This window comes from Pseudomonas sp. MWU12-2345, assembly GCF_023242385.1.
GTDB lineage: Bacteria > Pseudomonadota > Gammaproteobacteria > Pseudomonadales > Pseudomonadaceae > Aquipseudomonas > Aquipseudomonas gingeri_D.
Map to the genome: position 1 here is coordinate 300,604 of NZ_JALLJA010000006.1, position 15,901 is coordinate 316,504.

General features: G+C 62.2%; 13 protein-coding genes. 9 read left to right on the forward strand and 4 right to left on the reverse strand.

Features of this window, described 5'->3' with window-relative positions; translation table 11 throughout:
* Positions 1-156 precede the first annotated feature (156 nt).
* From M5C71_RS15175 to M5C71_RS15190, 4 genes are read left to right on the forward strand one after another with little or no spacing between them, the layout of a single operon-like run.
* Complete coding sequence (locus M5C71_RS15175; protein ID WP_248744808.1) at positions 157-1,368, forward strand: hypothetical protein; 1,212 nt, start codon at positions 157-159, stop codon at positions 1,366-1,368.
* Positions 1,365-2,618 carry a hypothetical protein gene (locus M5C71_RS15180; protein WP_247263001.1) on the forward strand — a complete coding sequence of 418 codons (1,254 nt, stop codon included), beginning with the start codon at positions 1,365-1,367 and terminating at the stop codon, positions 2,616-2,618. Before M5C71_RS15175 ends, M5C71_RS15180 begins: the two co-directional genes overlap by 4 nt.
* Position 2,619: 1 nt before the next feature.
* Positions 2,620-4,767, forward strand: a complete 2,148-nt coding sequence (locus M5C71_RS15185; RefSeq protein ID WP_248768142.1) for a glycosyltransferase family 2 protein — start codon at positions 2,620-2,622, stop codon at positions 4,765-4,767.
* Between the two features lie 12 nt (positions 4,768-4,779).
* A complete protein-coding gene (locus M5C71_RS15190; RefSeq protein WP_248768143.1) occupies positions 4,780-6,252 on the forward strand; it encodes an efflux transporter outer membrane subunit in 1,473 nt (490 codons plus the stop codon).
* 106 nt (positions 6,253-6,358) lie between these two features.
* Here the strand turns inward: M5C71_RS15190 and M5C71_RS15195 are convergent, their stop codons facing one another.
* The gene (locus tag M5C71_RS15195) at positions 6,359-7,657 is read right to left on the reverse strand and encodes an MFS transporter (RefSeq protein WP_152737324.1); all 1,299 of its coding nucleotides are present in this window, start codon (positions 7,655-7,657) and stop codon (positions 6,359-6,361) included.
* Positions 7,658-7,836: 179 nt separating this feature from the next.
* The gene (locus tag M5C71_RS15200; protein WP_177102481.1) at positions 7,837-8,403 is read right to left on the reverse strand and encodes a chalcone isomerase family protein; all 567 of its coding nucleotides are present in this window, start codon (positions 8,401-8,403) and stop codon (positions 7,837-7,839) included.
* Positions 8,404-8,459: 56 nt separating this feature from the next.
* Here M5C71_RS15200 and M5C71_RS15205 point away from each other — a divergent pair, with 56 nt between their 5' ends.
* Together M5C71_RS15205 and sthA are read left to right on the forward strand one after the other, a co-directional pair.
* Positions 8,460-9,482: an FAD:protein FMN transferase gene (locus M5C71_RS15205; protein WP_248768144.1), complete on the forward strand. Its 1,023-nt coding sequence runs from the start codon at positions 8,460-8,462 to the stop codon at positions 9,480-9,482.
* 160 nt (positions 9,483-9,642) lie between these two features.
* A complete protein-coding gene (gene sthA / locus M5C71_RS15210) occupies positions 9,643-11,037 on the forward strand; it encodes a Si-specific NAD(P)(+) transhydrogenase (protein ID WP_103498395.1) in 1,395 nt (464 codons plus the stop codon).
* Between the two features lie 42 nt (positions 11,038-11,079).
* On the opposite strand, the gene M5C71_RS15215 is transcribed toward sthA, so the two are convergent.
* Together M5C71_RS15215 and M5C71_RS15220 are read right to left on the reverse strand one after the other, a co-directional pair.
* On the reverse strand, positions 11,080-11,802 hold the full coding sequence (locus M5C71_RS15215) for a glycerophosphodiester phosphodiesterase family protein (RefSeq protein WP_100939189.1): 723 nt from the start codon (positions 11,800-11,802) through the stop codon (positions 11,080-11,082).
* A 69-nt stretch (positions 11,803-11,871) separates the two neighbouring features.
* Positions 11,872-12,459, reverse strand: coding sequence for a PilZ domain-containing protein (locus M5C71_RS15220; protein ID WP_103498396.1), 588 nt, complete (start codon positions 12,457-12,459; stop codon positions 11,872-11,874).
* 94 nt (positions 12,460-12,553) lie between these two features.
* Here M5C71_RS15220 and M5C71_RS15225 point away from each other — a divergent pair, with 94 nt between their 5' ends.
* The 3 genes from M5C71_RS15225 (at position 12,554) to M5C71_RS15235 (ending at position 15,809) form a co-directional block, all read left to right on the forward strand.
* Complete coding sequence (locus M5C71_RS15225; RefSeq protein ID WP_103498397.1) at positions 12,554-13,804, forward strand: lipoprotein-releasing ABC transporter permease subunit; 1,251 nt, start codon at positions 12,554-12,556, stop codon at positions 13,802-13,804.
* 7 nt (positions 13,805-13,811) lie between these two features.
* A complete protein-coding gene (gene lolD, locus M5C71_RS15230; RefSeq protein WP_177102479.1) occupies positions 13,812-14,495 on the forward strand; it encodes a lipoprotein-releasing ABC transporter ATP-binding protein LolD in 684 nt (227 codons plus the stop codon).
* Between the two features lie 69 nt (positions 14,496-14,564).
* Positions 14,565-15,809, forward strand: a complete 1,245-nt coding sequence (locus M5C71_RS15235; RefSeq protein WP_103498399.1) for a lipoprotein-releasing ABC transporter permease subunit — start codon at positions 14,565-14,567, stop codon at positions 15,807-15,809.
* Positions 15,810-15,901: the final 92 nt, after the last annotated feature.

Consider the following 15,901-nt stretch of genomic DNA (forward strand, 5'->3'; position numbering starts at 1 on the left):
ACACTAAGAAACCAACTAAATCAGGCAGATCAAGTAGTGGCCTGATGATGGGACATCTTTGCTGGTAACACCTGCTTTATGCCTTTCACGATAACGTGCGGCTACTGGCTGCTTGTTGAGAATGAATGTCTTCATGTCCTATCGGGAGAACCTGACATGACCGAAGAGCGCACAAGGCACTTTCCATTGTCCCTGCTACCCCGACTGGTGGGTGTGGGCATCCTGGTCTTTATCCTGTGGCTGTTGTTGTCGACCTTGTTCATGCCGTTGTTATCGACGTCGGCCACGCGGGCCATCCTCAATGCCCCGGTGATTTTGCTGACCACACCCATCGATGGCGTGGTGAGTTCCCTCAGCATCAAGTCGGGCACCTCCTTTGTCGAGGGACAGCAACTGGCCGTGGTGGAAAACCCCCGGGCCAATCAAGACACCTTGCTGACCTTGCAAACCCGGCGCTTGAGCCTGGAGCAGGAGTTGTCGTCTTCCCTCAGCCAGTTCGAACATGACCAGCAGTACTACCAGGCGCTGGAGAAAATCAGCCAGCAATACCAGGCGGCTTTCCATACCCGCCAACTGTTCGGCCAGAAAGCCCTGCGGGCCGAAAATTACGCCGCCAGCGCGCGCTTGAAAGAAGCTCAGGATACGGTGGAGCGCAATCTCGAGTTGTTCCGCCAGGGAGCGGTCAGTAATGCCTTGGTCGACTCGTCGAAAGCCCAGTTGGCCTCGTTGCAGGGCGCCGCGGAGAGCGTCAGGTCACAGTTGGGTATCAGCAATGGTGATCTGAGCGCGGCCAACCAGCAGGTCTACCTGGACCCTGACCAGTTGCGCATGTTCGACCTCAGCTCGCATCTGGTCACCTTGAAGCTGAGCCTGGACAACCAGGAGCGCAACCGCTCCACGGTGGAGCAGGAGCTGCAAAAGCTCGACGGCTTGATCGAGGCGGAAAACAGCCGGATCAAACTGATGTCCGGCTATGACGTGGTGGCCTATTCCGCCGGGACGGTCCAGGAGGTGGTGGCGCCCCAAGGTACGCTGGTGCGCGCCGGCTCGACCCTGGTGCGCGCGACCAATTGTGGGGAGAGCTACGTCATCGCGGTCTTTCCCGAGCGGGTGGCGAGCAAAATCGATCGTGACACGGTGCTGAAGGTGAGTATTCGCGGGCTGGAGGAGCCGCTGACGGCCAAGGTCGAGCAACTGCTGTCCCACTCATCCGACCTGCAGCCGGGAACCTACAGCGTGCCTTTCCCCTACGCCGAGCAGAACTCCGTGTATGTGGTCGCCACCTTTGCCGCGAATCTCAGTGACAGGCAACGAAGCATGGTGTGCAAGCCCGGACTCTGGGCTTCCGCCGAGGTCGTGGGGAAATGAGCCGCTGGCGCGGCGTGGCCTGGCTGGTCGGCGCGTGGTTGCTGGGGCTCGGGCAACTGGCCTGGGCGGTGCCAGCCCGGGGGCAACTGGCGGCGGACACCTGTGGCGCATTGGATCAGGCGACACAGGCCTATCCCGGTACCGGTCCGGTGCTGCTGACCAGCTATCCGGCCCTGGATGGACAGCCTCCGGCAATACTGGCGCTACGCGGGGTGGCCTTCACCTATGACAACGCCCTGGCCAGCATCGCCCTGTTCGCCTGTGGCAAGGCGCAGTCCGCTCGCCGGCTGGCCGATGCCCTGGCGTTAGCCGTGGAACATGACCCCGAGTACGCCGACGGGCGCTTGCGTAATGCCTATGCGGCCGGTCCGATCAAGGGCCAGGCCATAGCGTTGGCGGGGTATTGGAGTACTGAGCGCAATGCCTGGAGCCAGGATGCCTACCAGGTCAGCAGTGCCACCGGCAATCAGGCCTGGGGGGCGCTTGCGCTGCTCGAGGCTTTCCGCCAGACCGCCGAACCGTCTTATCTTGCCGCGGCCCAGCGGGTGCTGCACTGGGTCCAGCAGAACACCTACGACACCCAGGTACCCGCGGGCTTCAGCGGCGGCGTCTATGGCTACCTCAACCAGCAGGTCCGGCAAGGCTGGAAGTCCACCGAGCACAATATCGACCTGGTTGCCGCCTGGATCGCGCTCGACCGCCTGACGGCGGACCCGGATGCGCGGCTCCAGGCGCAGGTTGCCCTGGGTTTCGTGCAAAGCCAGTGGGATGACCGTGAGGGGCGCTTTCTGATTGGTACCGGCGAGGATGGGCGAACGTCGGATCGCCTGCGCTCAGGGCTGGACGCGCAGCTCTGGCCGCTGCTGGCGGTTCCCGATCCGCCGCGGGACTGGCGGCGGGTGTTTGCCTTTGTCGATCAAAGCCACCGTTTCGCCGACGGTTACGGCTTCAACCGCAACCCCGATGGCGTCTGGACCGAGGGCACCGCCCAGGCCGCGGCGGTGGCACGTCTGAGTGGTCTGCCCGACCGGGCCCAGCCCTTGTGGTCGGTATTGCTGGCGTTGCAGGCCGGCCATGGTTGGCTCTTCGCGACGCCGCAGGCGCAAATCAGCACCGGGCTGGCTATCGGTCCGGACTCGCCGCGCAACGATTTCTTCTACTACCACCTGCCTCATCTGGGCGCCACGGCATGGGCAGCTATTGCGGCCACCGGCGTCAACCCCTTTACCGGCGCTCAGGAGGCGAACTGATATGCAAGCACTGGACTCGTTGCAGATTGTGCAAATCAATTTCTGGACCCTGGCGGTGGTGATTATCTTCAGTTGCCTGACCCGGCGCGAGCAATGGGGCGCGCGGGCCGGCTTTGGGGCGATCACCGCGGTGCTGCTGGTCAACTACGCTGCCTGGCGTATCCGCGACACCTTGCCCGACGGGCATGGCGGATTTGCCACGGTATGGGCCTATGCCTTTCTGTTCTTCGAGCTGATGGCCATCGGTTACACGCTGTTTTCCATTATCGTCCTGCTCGGTCGCAGCGATCACCGGGCCAGTGCCGATGCCGGCGAGCGTCGCTTGCGGGCGGCCGGGCGCGACGTGCCGGCGGTGGATGTGTTTATCGCCACCTACAACGAAGGCCTGGAGATCCTGGAGAAAACCATTCTTGCCGCCCAGGCCATCGATTACCCCAACTTCACTGTCTGGGTGCTGGACGATACCCGGCGTGACTGGTTGCGTGACTATTGCGCCGAGGCCGGGGTGCAATATGCCCGGCGTGCGGACAATACCCACGCCAAGGCCGGCAATCTGAACAACGGATTGCGCCAGTCGGCCGCCAGCAGCAATGCGCCGTACATTCTGGTGCTGGACGCCGATTTCGCTGCCCAGCAACCGATCCTGATGCGGATCCTGGGATTGTTCGAGGACCCACGGGTAGGCCTGGTGCAGACACCGCAGTTCTACTACAACCCGGATCCGATCCAGCACAATCTCGGCTCGTCCGATTGCTGGGTGGACGAGCAGCGAGTCTTCTTCGATGTTTTCCAGCCGGCCAAGGATGGCTGGGACGCGGCGTTCTGCGTGGGCACCTCCTTTGTGGTGCGGCGTGACCTGATTACCCGCATCGGCGGTTTTCCCACCGGCTCGGTCTGCGAGGACATCTACACCACCTGCCGCCTGCTGCAACAAGGCTATGTGACCCGCTGGCTCAACGAGCGACTGTCCATCGGTTTGTCGGCAGAGGGGCTGACCGAGTACATCAACCAGCGTGCGCGCTGGTGCCTGGGAACCCTTCAGGTCGCGCTGTTGAAGGAGGGGCCGCTGCGTGGCCGTGGCTACAGTTTCAATGATCGAGTGCACTACCTGCATGGCCTGATGCACTGGTTCTCCAAACCCTTCATCCTGATGCTGCTGGTCTCACCGGTGCTCTACTGGTACTTCGGCATTGCCGGGTTCTATGCCAGGCCCTTGGATTTCCTGGCTTTCGGCATGCCGGCACTGATCGCTTTCTGGGGCTATGGCACCTGGGTCACGGCACGCCGAACCCTGCCGGTGTTCACCGAGGTCACGCAGATCGTCGCGGCCCTGGCGGTCACCGCGACGATTGCCAGTGCAATGATTCGGCCGTTCGGCCGCCCCTTCAAGGTGACCGCCAAGGGGCTCGACCGCACCCGTACCCTGATCCACTGGAAGCTGTTCGGGTTCTTTCTGGCATTGATCCTGTTCTCCCAGGTGGGCGCGTTCACCGCCATTGCCACGGCCGCGGCCTTTGACGGCAACATGCTGTTCAACCTGTGCTGGACCGTGGTCGCATTGATCTACAACCTGGCGACGCTGGTGGCCTGCGTTGACCGGCCGCGGCTGCATGGCGAAGAGCGCTTTCCCATTGATGAAGCCACTGGCTTGAGACTGGGGACGAAAACCTTTGCGGGGCGTCTGGTGGATATTTCGGTCAGCGGGGTGTGCTTGTCTTGTGCCGTTGCCGACTTGATCAAGCCCGGTGTGCGCGGGCACTTATGGATCCCCTCGCTCGGTTGGCTCGCCGTGGAGGTCATGCGCAACCAGGGCAACGATCGTCTGGGGTTGCGTTTTGTCGACCTCGAGGAGGGGCTGCGCCAGCGCCTTATCGCCCGGTTGTTCAGTGATGCCAGCGTCAATGTGGCGAGCAAGGCGGAGCCGGCCATGGCCTTTGGCACCCTGCTGCGCCGTTCGTTGCTGGGGGAGCGTCGTTCGCTGCCGTCGTTCTCCCGGCCATCCGGGGAGCCGTCCCATGACTCGCTATCGAGTTATCGACCGGCTGCGCCGCGATTGCGCAAACAGCCCCTGTCGCGGGTGGCCGGGGCCCGTGGCGGCCTGTGGGATGCCCTGGTTTCACCCTTGCGAGCCTGGTTGGGCCTGCGTTGATAGAGGTGGATCATGAACCGTTGTGTACCTTCGACTTGCCTGATGTCCCTGTTCCTGCTCAGCGCCTGTTCGCTGGACCCGCCCTATGAAAAGCCCGATGCGCCGATCGACCAGCAGTGGCCGGCCAGTTCGGCAGGCGCCTGTTGTACGGCCAGGGAGGCGTTCGATCACGATTGGCATGGGTTTATCGTCGATCCGCGGCTGCGGACCCTGATCGAGCTGGCGCTGGAGAACAATCGCGGCCTGCGCCAGTTCGCCGCCAGCGTGGAAGAAGCCCGGGCCGGTTATGCCGGTGCAGAGTCGGCGTTGTTCCCCACGATCGGCATCGATACCTATGCCGGGCGCAGCAAGTTGCCGCCGCTGGTGCGCACGCCGGGTGGTGGGGACAGCGCGGGCAGTATCGCCAATACCTTTCAGGCGACAGCCGGTTTCACCTCCTACGAACTGGATCTGTTCGGGCGCATACGTAGCCAGAGAAGCGCCGCCGGCGCTCGCTTCGAAGCTTCCGAAGCGGACTATCAGACGGCTCGGCTGGCGCTGATCGGCGAGGTCGCCAGTACGTGGTTGAGCCTCAAGGCCAGCCAGAACCTGCTGGATCTCGCCCAGACCACCTACGAGACCCAGAACCACTACGGGCAGTTGCTGCGCAAGAGCTACAACCTGGGCTCCAGTGCGCAGATCGATGTGCATCAGGCCGATGCGCAAACCAATACCGCGGCGGTGCAGATCAACACCTATCGCATGCAGGTGGCGCAGAACATGAATGCACTGCGGGTACTGGTCGGTCAGCCGGTGCCACCGGCCCTCTTGCCCAGTGGGGTGTTGGGCGAGTCCCTGGCCACCGCCGATGTGCCGGCTGGGCTGCCTTCTTCGCTGATGACCCGACGCCCCGACATCATGGCGGCCGAAGCCTTGCTGCGCGCGGCCAATGCGGATATCGGCGCGGCGCGTAGCGCTTACTTCCCGACCTTTTCCCTGACGTCGGCGCTGGGTAGCCTGAGCGGCGACTTTTCCCGCTTGCTCAGCGCCCCGGCGCAGTTCTGGTCGACCGCCCTGAGCGGCTCCCTGACCCTGATCGATGGCGGTGCCCGACGGGCTCAGGTGGATGGCGCGCATGCACGATTCGATGGCCGGGCCGCGGCCTATGAGGCGACGGTGCAGAATGCCTTTCGCGAAGCGGCCGATGCGCTCAATGCCCGCCAGGAGATGCTCACCCAGGTGGCGGCGCAGAAGCGCCTGGTGGAGGACTACCAGGAGGCCTATCGACAGTCGCGATTGCGTTTCGAGGCGGGGATGGACAGCTACTTCTCGACGATGGATGCCCATCGCTCGCTGTTCGAGGCGCAGCAGAAATGGTCGCAGTTGGAGCTGGCCCGGGAGATCAATCAGGTGAACCTGTACAAGGCCCTGGGAGGGGGGTGGAGCCAGTCGTTGAAGGTTGCCGGTGAGTCGCGTGTGGCCGAATGGTCAAGGCCGGGGCCGTGATGGGCGGGGAGCCCTTGGCAAACCGCCGCGCAACGTCCGTGCTGCGCGCGAGGTGACCAGCAAGCGCCGGCATTGCGGGCGTTTGCTGGCGGGTGAAGGCGTCTGCTCAGCCGCGGCTGGACACAGCCATCTGCGCCGTGCGCAGTTCATGCTTGTTGCCACGGAACAGTACCAGGGTCGCAATCAACCCCAGTATTGCCGCGGCACTGAGCCAGATGCCCGGTGCCGCCTTGTTGTCCAGCACGTGGATCAGATAGGTACAGACCGCCGGGGTAAAGCCGCCGAAGGTCGCCGTCGCCAGGCTGTAGGCCAGGGAGAAACCGGTGGTCCGCACTTCGACCGGCATGATCTCGGTCAGGGCCACCACCATGGCACCGTTGTAGGAGCCGTAGAGGAACGACAGCCACAGCAAGGCGATCAGCAGGTGACTGAAGCTTGGCGCCGACACCAGCCAGGACAGCACTGGATACGCGGTGAGGATCGCCAGGATGGTCGCCGCCAGCAGCAACGGTTTGCGCCCGATCTTGTCGGACAGCGCACCCATCACCGGCAGCCAGAAGAAATTCGACAGGCCGACGCAGACGGTCACCAGCAGGGCATCGAAGTCCGACAGGTGCAGCTCTGACTTGCCGAAAGTCGGGGTGTAGGCGGTGATCAGGTAGAAGGACACGGTGGTCATGATCACCAGTGCCGTGCCCGCCAGCACCAGGCCGAAATTCTGACCGATTGAACGCATCACTTCCGACAGGCTCGGACGATGTTTGCGTGCCTGGAACTCAGGTGTTTCTTCCAGCGAGCGACGGATGAGGAAGATTGCCGGAACGATCATGCAGCCCACCAGGAACGGCACGCGCCAGCCCCAGTCACCCATTTGTTCTGGGCTCAGCCAATGGTTGAGGCCCACACCCAGCAAGCCGGCGAAAACCACCGCGGCCTGTTGGCTGGCGGACTGCCAACTGACGAAAAAGCCCTTGCGGCCCGGGGTCGAGATCTCGGCCAGGTAGACCGAGACGCCGCCCAGTTCCACGCCGGCGGAGAAGCCCTGCAGCAAGCGACCGAGCAGGACCAGCAGCGGTGCCGCAACGCCCAGGGTCGCATAGCCGGGTACGCAGGCAATCAGCACCGTGCCCGCCGCCATCAGCGCCAGGGTGATGATCAGGCCTTGGCGACGGCCATGGCGGTCAATGTAGGCGCCGAGGAAAATTGCACCCAGCGGGCGCATCAGGAAGCCGGCACCAAAGGTGGCGAGCGAGAGCATCAGGGATGCAAATGCGCTGTCGGCAGGAAAGAAGGTTTTAGCGATGGCCGTGGCATAAAAGCCGTAAACCATGAAGTCGAACATCTCAAGGAAATTGCCGCTGACAACGCGAAAAATCGCCTTGCCCTTGCCCGTATTCGAGGCCATGTTATTTACTCTCTTTGTCTGTCTTATAAGCAATCCATCGTCTTTGCTCGTCCTTACTGAACCTTTCAGGCATACGCACGCTGGCAGTACAGTTATGTAACGATATGTGTATTAGAGTCATCAGGCAACAAAAAACCTAGGCTACTGGCTAAGTGGCACAACCCTTGATCTAGACGGCTTCAGCCGTGGTTTTGTGCCAACAGTGTTTCCCGTAACGGATCCGACAGGCCTTGCGGGGCCAGCCAGATACCGAAGTACGCCCTGGCCAGTTCCGGATCGCGACTGCTGAAGATCACCTGGCCGTTGCGCTCCAGGTTCAGCCCTTGTCCGACCCGGTAGTCGAGTGCATAGCGATCACCGCGCTGAATGTCCTTGAAACTCTGGTGCAGGCTGTCCAGTTCGCCTTGCAGGCGGACCAGGGTAGCGACTGTTTGCTGGCGTTGCAGGGTGGCGGTGGCGGCCTTGATGACATCGCTTCGGTCGATGTCGCGAAAGTAATAGAGCTCCAGGCGCAGGTCGCGCAGTTCGGTGACGGCCTGGCGGGCGCTGATGCCGGGGGGGCTATACAGCGCGGCGGCATAGACGTCGGCCCAGAGGTAGGTGAGGACGCTTTGCCCCTTGAGTTCGAGGGTTTCGCTGCCGTTGTGCCATTGGCTGGGGAAATGCGCTTCCTTCAGGCGTTCGGCGGGACCGGCCCAGGTCAGCGAGCTGAAGATCAGTAATAGGCAGGCGGCTATCTGACGCATAATGGTCAACCTCGAAAAGGGCCTTTCTACAGACTATGTCAAATCCACAGCCTGCCATGCCTTTGTTACCCGCCCTGGTGCTGAGCGGTGTTTTTGTCCTGCTCGGCGGTTGCGGTAACGCAGATTCGCTGGAGCAGTTTGGTGGCCCGACCATGGGCAGCACCTATTCGATCCAGTACGTCCGGCATGCCGGCGGCCCGGCGGTCGCCGAGGTCAAGCCCGCGGTCGAGGCGATCCTGGCCGAGGTCGACCGGCAGATGTCGACCTATCGTGGCGACTCGGATATCGAGCGCTTCAACGAGCTACCGGCCCACAGTTGCCAGGTCATGCCCTCTTCTATTCTGGAACTGGTCCGCGTCGGTGAACAGTTGTCGCTGGACAGCGACGGTGCCTACGACCTGACGGTCGAGCCTTTGATGAACCTCTGGGGCTTCGGTCCGCAGGGGCGCGAGGAAAAGGTGCCGGACGCGGCACGGTTGGCCGAGGTGCGTCAGCGTGTCGGCCACCGGTATCTGCGGATTGACGGCGACCAGCTGTGCAAGGATGCCGCCGTGGAGGTGGACTTCAACAGCATCGCGGCGGGCTATACGGTGGATCGTATCGTCGCGCGCTTGCAGGCACTTGGTTTGGACAGTTTTCTCGCCGAAGCCACTGGCGAGTTGAAGGCCGTCGGCAAAAAACCCGATGGCAGTCCCTGGCGGATCGCCCTGGAGGTGCCACGGGATGACGAGCAGGTGGCGCAGCGGATCATCGCCCTCGACGGTTATGGCGTTTCCACGTCGGGCGATTACCGTAATTATTTCGAACAGGGCGGCAAGCGTTATTCCCACACCTTCGATGCCCTGACCGGCGCGCCGATTACCCACAACCTGGCATCGGTCACGGTGATTCACCCGTCGACGTTGATGGCCGACGGTTTTTCGACGCTGTTGCTGATACTGGGGCCCGAGCGTGGCTGGGATTACGCGGAAAAACACATGATTGCCGCATTTTTTGTGATGCGTGCCGATACAGGTTTCGTCACACGGACAAATCAGGCGTTCGAGCGCCTGGCCAAGGGTGACGGGCATAACATGTAGTGCAGGCAAAGCTGGCCTACGACGCGACCAAGGGTTAATGTGCGCGGCGTTGAAGCTTCTATAGACTGCACACCGAGATTTGATCCTTCATGTCGCTGGCCGCGACATGATTTAGCCGCAGGTGCCAGAGGGGTGCCTCGGCCTGTTCTGAGGAGTACGCATGGCTGTCTACAACTACGACGTAGTGGTACTGGGTTCCGGCCCTGCTGGTGAAGGCGCGGCAATGAACGCCGCGAAAGCGGGGCGCAAGGTGGCGATGGTCGACAGCCGTCGCCAGGTCGGCGGTAACTGCACCCACCTGGGGACCATCCCGTCCAAGGCCTTGCGTCACTCGGTCCGGCAGATCATGCAGTTCAACACCAACCCGATGTTCCGGGCCATTGGTGAACCGCGCTGGTTTTCCTTCCCGGACGTGCTGAAAAGCGCCGAGAAGGTCATTTCCAAGCAGGTCGCTTCGCGCACCGGCTTCTACGCCCGCAACCGGGTTGACCTGTTCTTCGGCACCGGCAGCTTCGCCGACGAGCAGACCATCGAAGTGGTCTGCTCAAACGGGGTGGTCGAGAAACTGGTGGCCAAGCACATCATCATCGCCACCGGTTCGCGTCCATATCGCCCGGCCGATATCGATTTCCACCACCCGCGTATCTACGATAGCGACACCATCCTCAGCCTCGGCCACACGCCGCGCAAGCTGATCATCTACGGTGCCGGGGTGATCGGTTGTGAATACGCCTCGATCTTCAGTGGTCTCGGCGTGCTGGTGGAACTGGTGGACAACCGCGACCAGTTGCTCAGCTTCCTGGATTCGGAAATTTCCCAGGCCCTGAGCTATCACTTCAGCAACAACAACATCACCGTGCGTCACAACGAAGAGTACGACCGGGTCGAAGGCCTGGACAACGGGGTGATCCTGCACCTGAAGTCGGGCAAGAAGATCAAGGCCGACGCCTTGCTCTGGTGCAACGGCCGGACCGGCAACACCGACAAGCTGGGCATGGAGAACATCGGGGTCAAGGTCAACAGCCGTGGCCAGATCGAGGTCGACGAGAACTATCGCACCTGCGTGCCGAACATCTACGGCGCCGGTGATGTGATCGGCTGGCCGAGCCTGGCCAGTGCCGCCCACGACCAGGGGCGTTCGGCGGCGGGCAGCATTGTCGACAACGGCAGCTGGCGTTATGTCAACGACGTGCCGACCGGGATCTACACCATCCCGGAGATCAGCTCGATCGGCAAGAACGAGCATGAACTGACCAAGGCCAAGGTGCCTTACGAAGTGGGCAAGGCGTTCTTCAAGAGCATGGCCCGGGCGCAGATCGCCGGCGAGCCGCAAGGCATGTTGAAGATCCTGTTCCACCGTGAAACCCTGGAAGTCCTGGGTGTGCACTGTTTCGGTTACCAGGCGTCGGAGATCGTGCACATCGGTCAGGCGATCATGAACCAGCCGGGCGAGAACAACACCCTGAAGTACTTCGTCAACACCACCTTCAACTACCCGACCATGGCCGAAGCCTATCGGGTAGCGGCGTACGATGGTCTCAACCGGCTTTTTTGAGCGGCTCCGGCCGGTGGCCTGAGCCGGCCGGGGAGACCGATTTCAGCCTTTGCCAAGTGTGGCCGTGGCCAAACCGGGAAAGTCTGTAATCAGGCTATCGACGCCGAAGTCAGCGAGCCTGCGCATCAGCGCGGGTTCGTTGACCGTCCACACCGACACATGCAGACCCTGACGCTGGGCCTTGATCAGGCGTTCCGGGGTGCAGAGTGTCCAGTTCAACGCCAGAATCTCGCAGCCATAACTCTGGGCGACCTTCAACGGGTCGAGCCAGGCATATTCGGCTACCAGTCCGCGTGACAGGTCCGGGGTCAGTTCCAGGGCGGCCTTGAGCACTTCCCGGGAGCTGGAAGTGACGGTGACCTTGTCCAGCAGGCCGAAACGCTGGGCCATTTCGCGGATCGCCAGCACGGTGGTCGCCGCCCGGGTGCGCGAGGCGCTCTTGACTTCCAGTTGCCAGTGCTCGAAATCGCACTGTTCGAACAGTTCTTCCAGGCGTGGAATCGGGCAGGGCTTGATCCAGCCCGGACCGCCCTGGCGCGCGTCATAGGTCACCAGCTCGGCGGCGGAGTGTTCGACCACCTTGCCGCGGCGGTCGGTGGTGCGCTTGAGGGTCGGGTCATGGATGACCATCAGTTCACCGTCCATGGACAGGTGCAGGTCCAGCTCGCAACGGCGTACGCCGTGCTTGAGGCATTCCTGGAAACTGGTCAGGGTGTTTTCCGGTGCTTCACCTTTGGCGCCACGATGGCCATAAATCAGAGTCACGACTGCTCCTTCAGGGAGAAAAAATACGGTTACAAGGTTAAGACGGCAGGCTGGCTGCAGCCGCAGGGATCAGGTGGCCTCGGGGTCGCTCTGCTCCCGGGCCAGGCGTCGCTCCTGCGCCTGTTTCTGCAGGATATGCCGCGCCAGCAACTGGCGCTGGGCATCGGTCAAGGCTTCGAACTCGGTGCCGATGTCGAAGGTGCCGAAGTGGCGGGGCGCGCAATGGGTTACCTTGGCCCGCAGCAACAGCCCGAGCGCCTGGGGCATCAGCACCATCTTGATCGCCAGGTGGCTGCCGACGGGATAAGCGATATGGTGTTCGAACTCCAGGCCGCCTTCGGAAAGCGTCACCCGTTGCGGTTCGCCGAACTCGCCTAGCACCGAATAGGCCATCACCTGGCTCAGCAGGTCGATGCGCTTGTTCTGGGCCTTGAGGAAGGCCGTCAGGCTTCGGTCACGCTCGCTGACCTGGCGCAGCAGGTGCTGGGACTCGAATTCGCTCAGGTGCAGTTCGCTCAGCAGGTTGAAGAGCGGAGAAGCATCTTGTAACACTTCCTTGTTCGCCGCTTCGGGGGCGGACAAGGGGCTGATTTCCAGTGCGATCGTGTCCTCGATACGGTAGTATTCGCGGCGATCTTCTTCATCTAATGTCGACATGGCGAACCCAGGGCAGAGGTGATGGTCTGAGTGTAAAGCTGCTGACCCTACCTCGCCACAAGGACGTCTTCTTTTCCTCCGAACAAGCCCCGACATGTTCAGACCACTCTTCGTATTTATCGGCACGCGTTATACCCGTGCAAAGCGTCGCAATCATTTTGTGTCTTTCATTTCCCTGACTTCGATGATCGGGCTCGCGCTTGGCGTGGTCGTGATGATCGTGGTGCTCTCGGTGATGAACGGCTTCGATCATGAGATGCGCACCCGCGTGCTGGGCATGGTGCCCCACGCGACCATCGAGTCCGATGAGCCGATCAGCAACTGGCCGGCACTGGCCGACAAGATCCTCAAGAACCCGAAGGTAGAGGCCGTCGCGCCGTTTACCCAGATGCAGGGCTTGTTGACCAACAACGGCCAGGTGCAGAAGGTGATCCTCAATGCCATCGATCCGGCGCAGGAGCGCAAGGTCTCGATCATTGACCAGTTCATGCAGCAGGGCCAACTCGATGCGCTGACCCCCGGCAGCTTTGGCATCGTCATCGGCGACAAGGCCGCGACCAAGCTGGGCGTCGGACTCGGCGACAAACTGACCTTCGTCGCCCCGGAAGTCACGGTGACCCCGGCGGGGATGTTTCCACGGATGAAACGCTTCACCGTGGTCGGCATCTTCCATGTCGGTGCCGGTGAGCTGGACGGTTACCTGGGCGTGACCAACCTCGAGGACCTGGCGCGCCTGCATCGCTGGAAGCCGGACCAGGTCCAGGGCCTGCGGCTGAAGTTCGACGACCTGTTCCAGGCCCCGCGCACGGCCTGGGAGATCGCCCAGCAGTTGGGCGATGGTCATTACTACGCCCGTGACTGGACCCGTACCCACGGCAACCTGTACCAGGCGATCAAGATGGAAAAGGCCATGATCGGCCTGCTGTTGCTGCTGATCGTGGCGGTGGCGGCGTTCAACATCATCTCGACCCTGGTGATGGTGGTGAACGACAAGAAGGGCGATATCGCCATCCTGCGCACCCTGGGCTCCACGCCGGGACAGATCATGGCGATCTTCATGGTCCAGGGCACCGTGATCGGGGTGATCGGTACGCTGATCGGCGCGGTGGTCGGGATCCTCGCCGCGCTGAACGTCAGCGCCGCGATTGCCGCCCTGGAGCGCCTGATCGGGCACAAGTTTCTCAATGCCGACGTGTACTTCATCGACTACCTGCCGTCCCAGTTGATGGCTGAGGATGTGTTGATGGTCTGCGGCGCGGCACTGGTCCTGAGTTTTCTCGCCACCCTGTATCCAGCCTGGCGTGCGGCGCGCACCCAGCCTGCGGAGGCGCTACGTTATGAGTGAGTTGGGCATGAGTGAAAAAGCAGTGCTGAGTTGCCGCGACCTGGGCAAGTCCTACGAGGAAGGCCCGGAGTCGGTGGTGGTCCTGTCGGGCCTGCAGCTGGAGCTGCACGCCGGTGAGCGGGTGGCGATCGTCGGCAGCTCGGGTTCGGGCAAAAGTACCTTGCTCAACCTGCTTGGCGGTCTTGATACACCGTCCCAGGGCAGCGTCTGGCTGGCTGGCGAGGAGCTTTCCGCCCTGGGTGAGAAAGCCCGTGGCCTGTTGCGCAACCGCTCGCTGGGGTTCGTCTACCAGTTCCACCACCTGTTGCCCGAGTTCACCGCGCTGGAGAACGTCTGCATGCCGCTGCTGATCGGGCGCACCGCGATTCCCGAGGCCCGTCAGCGCGCCACGGCCTTGCTGGAGCGGGTCGGCCTCGGCCATCGCCTGGAGCACAAGCCGTCGGAGCTGTCCGGTGGTGAGCGCCAGCGTGTGGCGATTGCCCGGGCCCTGGTGAACAAACCGGGGTTGGTGATGCTCGACGAGCCCACCGGTAACCTCGACCACCATACTGCCCAGGGCATCCAGGACTTGATGCTGGAACTCAGCACCTCGATGCGCACGGCGTTCCTGGTGGTGACCCACGACATGAACCTGGCCCGGCAGATGGATCGCGTGTTGCACCTGGAAGACGGCAAACTCGTCGCTATCTGATTCGCCAGGACCTGCACCCGTTGAATGACGCGGGTGCCGGGTCGATTATTTTTCTACGGTGGCCAGCGAATGTTCAGACCGTTATCGATTTTCATCGGCACGCGCTATACCCGCGCCAAGCGCCGCAACCGTTTTGTCTCGTTTATCTCGATGACCTCGATGATCGGCCTCGCCCTGGGCGTGCTGGCGATGATCGTGGTGTTGTCGGTGATGAACGGTTTCCAGAAGGAAATGAGCTCGCGGATTCTCGGTATGGTGCCCCACGCCACCATCGTTGGCGTCAAGCCTATCGACGACTGGCAGCCGGTGGCTGACGCGGCGCTGAAGAATCCTGAAGTGACGGCGGCGGTGCCCTTTACCGAAATGGACGGCATGCTCTCCTACAAGGGGTCGATGCAGCCGATCCAGATCAGTGGTGTCGACCCGGCCCAGGAAGGCAAGGTGTCGATTGTGGCCCAGCATATTGTCCAGGGGCGCCTGGAAGATCTGAAACCGGGTGAGTTCGGGGTGGTGATCGGTGAGATCACCGCGCGGCGCTTCCGGGTCAATGTCGGCGACAAGCTGACCCTGATTGTCCCGGAACCCAGCACCGAGCCCGGCGGTATTACCCCGCGCCTGCAACGGCTGAACGTGGTCGGGGTGTTCAAGGTCGGTGCGGAGCTGGATGGCTCCATGGCGCTGATCCATATGAGCGACGCGGCGGATATCCAGCACTGGCAGCCGAACCAGGTGCAGAGCGTGCGGCTGGCGGTGAAGGACCTGTATGCGGCGCCGCAGGTGTCCACGGACATCGCCACGGGCCTGGGCAGCGATTTCAAGGCCGATGACTGGACCCATACCCAAGGCAGCCTGTTCAGTGCCATGAAGATGGAAAAGACCATGATCGGCCTGTTGTTGCTGATGATCGTCGCGGTGGCGGCATTCAATATCATCGCGACCCTGATCATGGTGGTGAACGACAAGGGCGCGGATATCGCGATCCTGCGCACCATCGGCGCCACGCCACGGCAGATCATGGCGATCTTCATGGTCCAGGGCACGGTGATCGGGATTGTCGGGACCTTGATCGGCGGTGTGCTGGGGGTGATTGCAGCACTGAATGTCAGTGAAATGGTGGGTTGGATCGAGCGGGTCAGCGGGCAGCATATCTTCAGTTCCGACGTGTATTTCGTCAGTAACCTGCCGTCGCAGTTGCAGGCGGGGGATGTGGTGTTGATCTGTTCGGCCGGGTTTGTTCTCAGCTTCCTAGCGACTTTGTACCCGGCGTATCGGGCGGCGAAGATCGAGCCTGCTCACGCCCTGAGATATTCGTAGTCGGGGATGGCCTTTTCGCGGCGGTGCGGCGATCCGACAAGCCCTGCTCCTACAGTACGGTGGCGTACACAAGTTCTGTGAACGACGGAAAA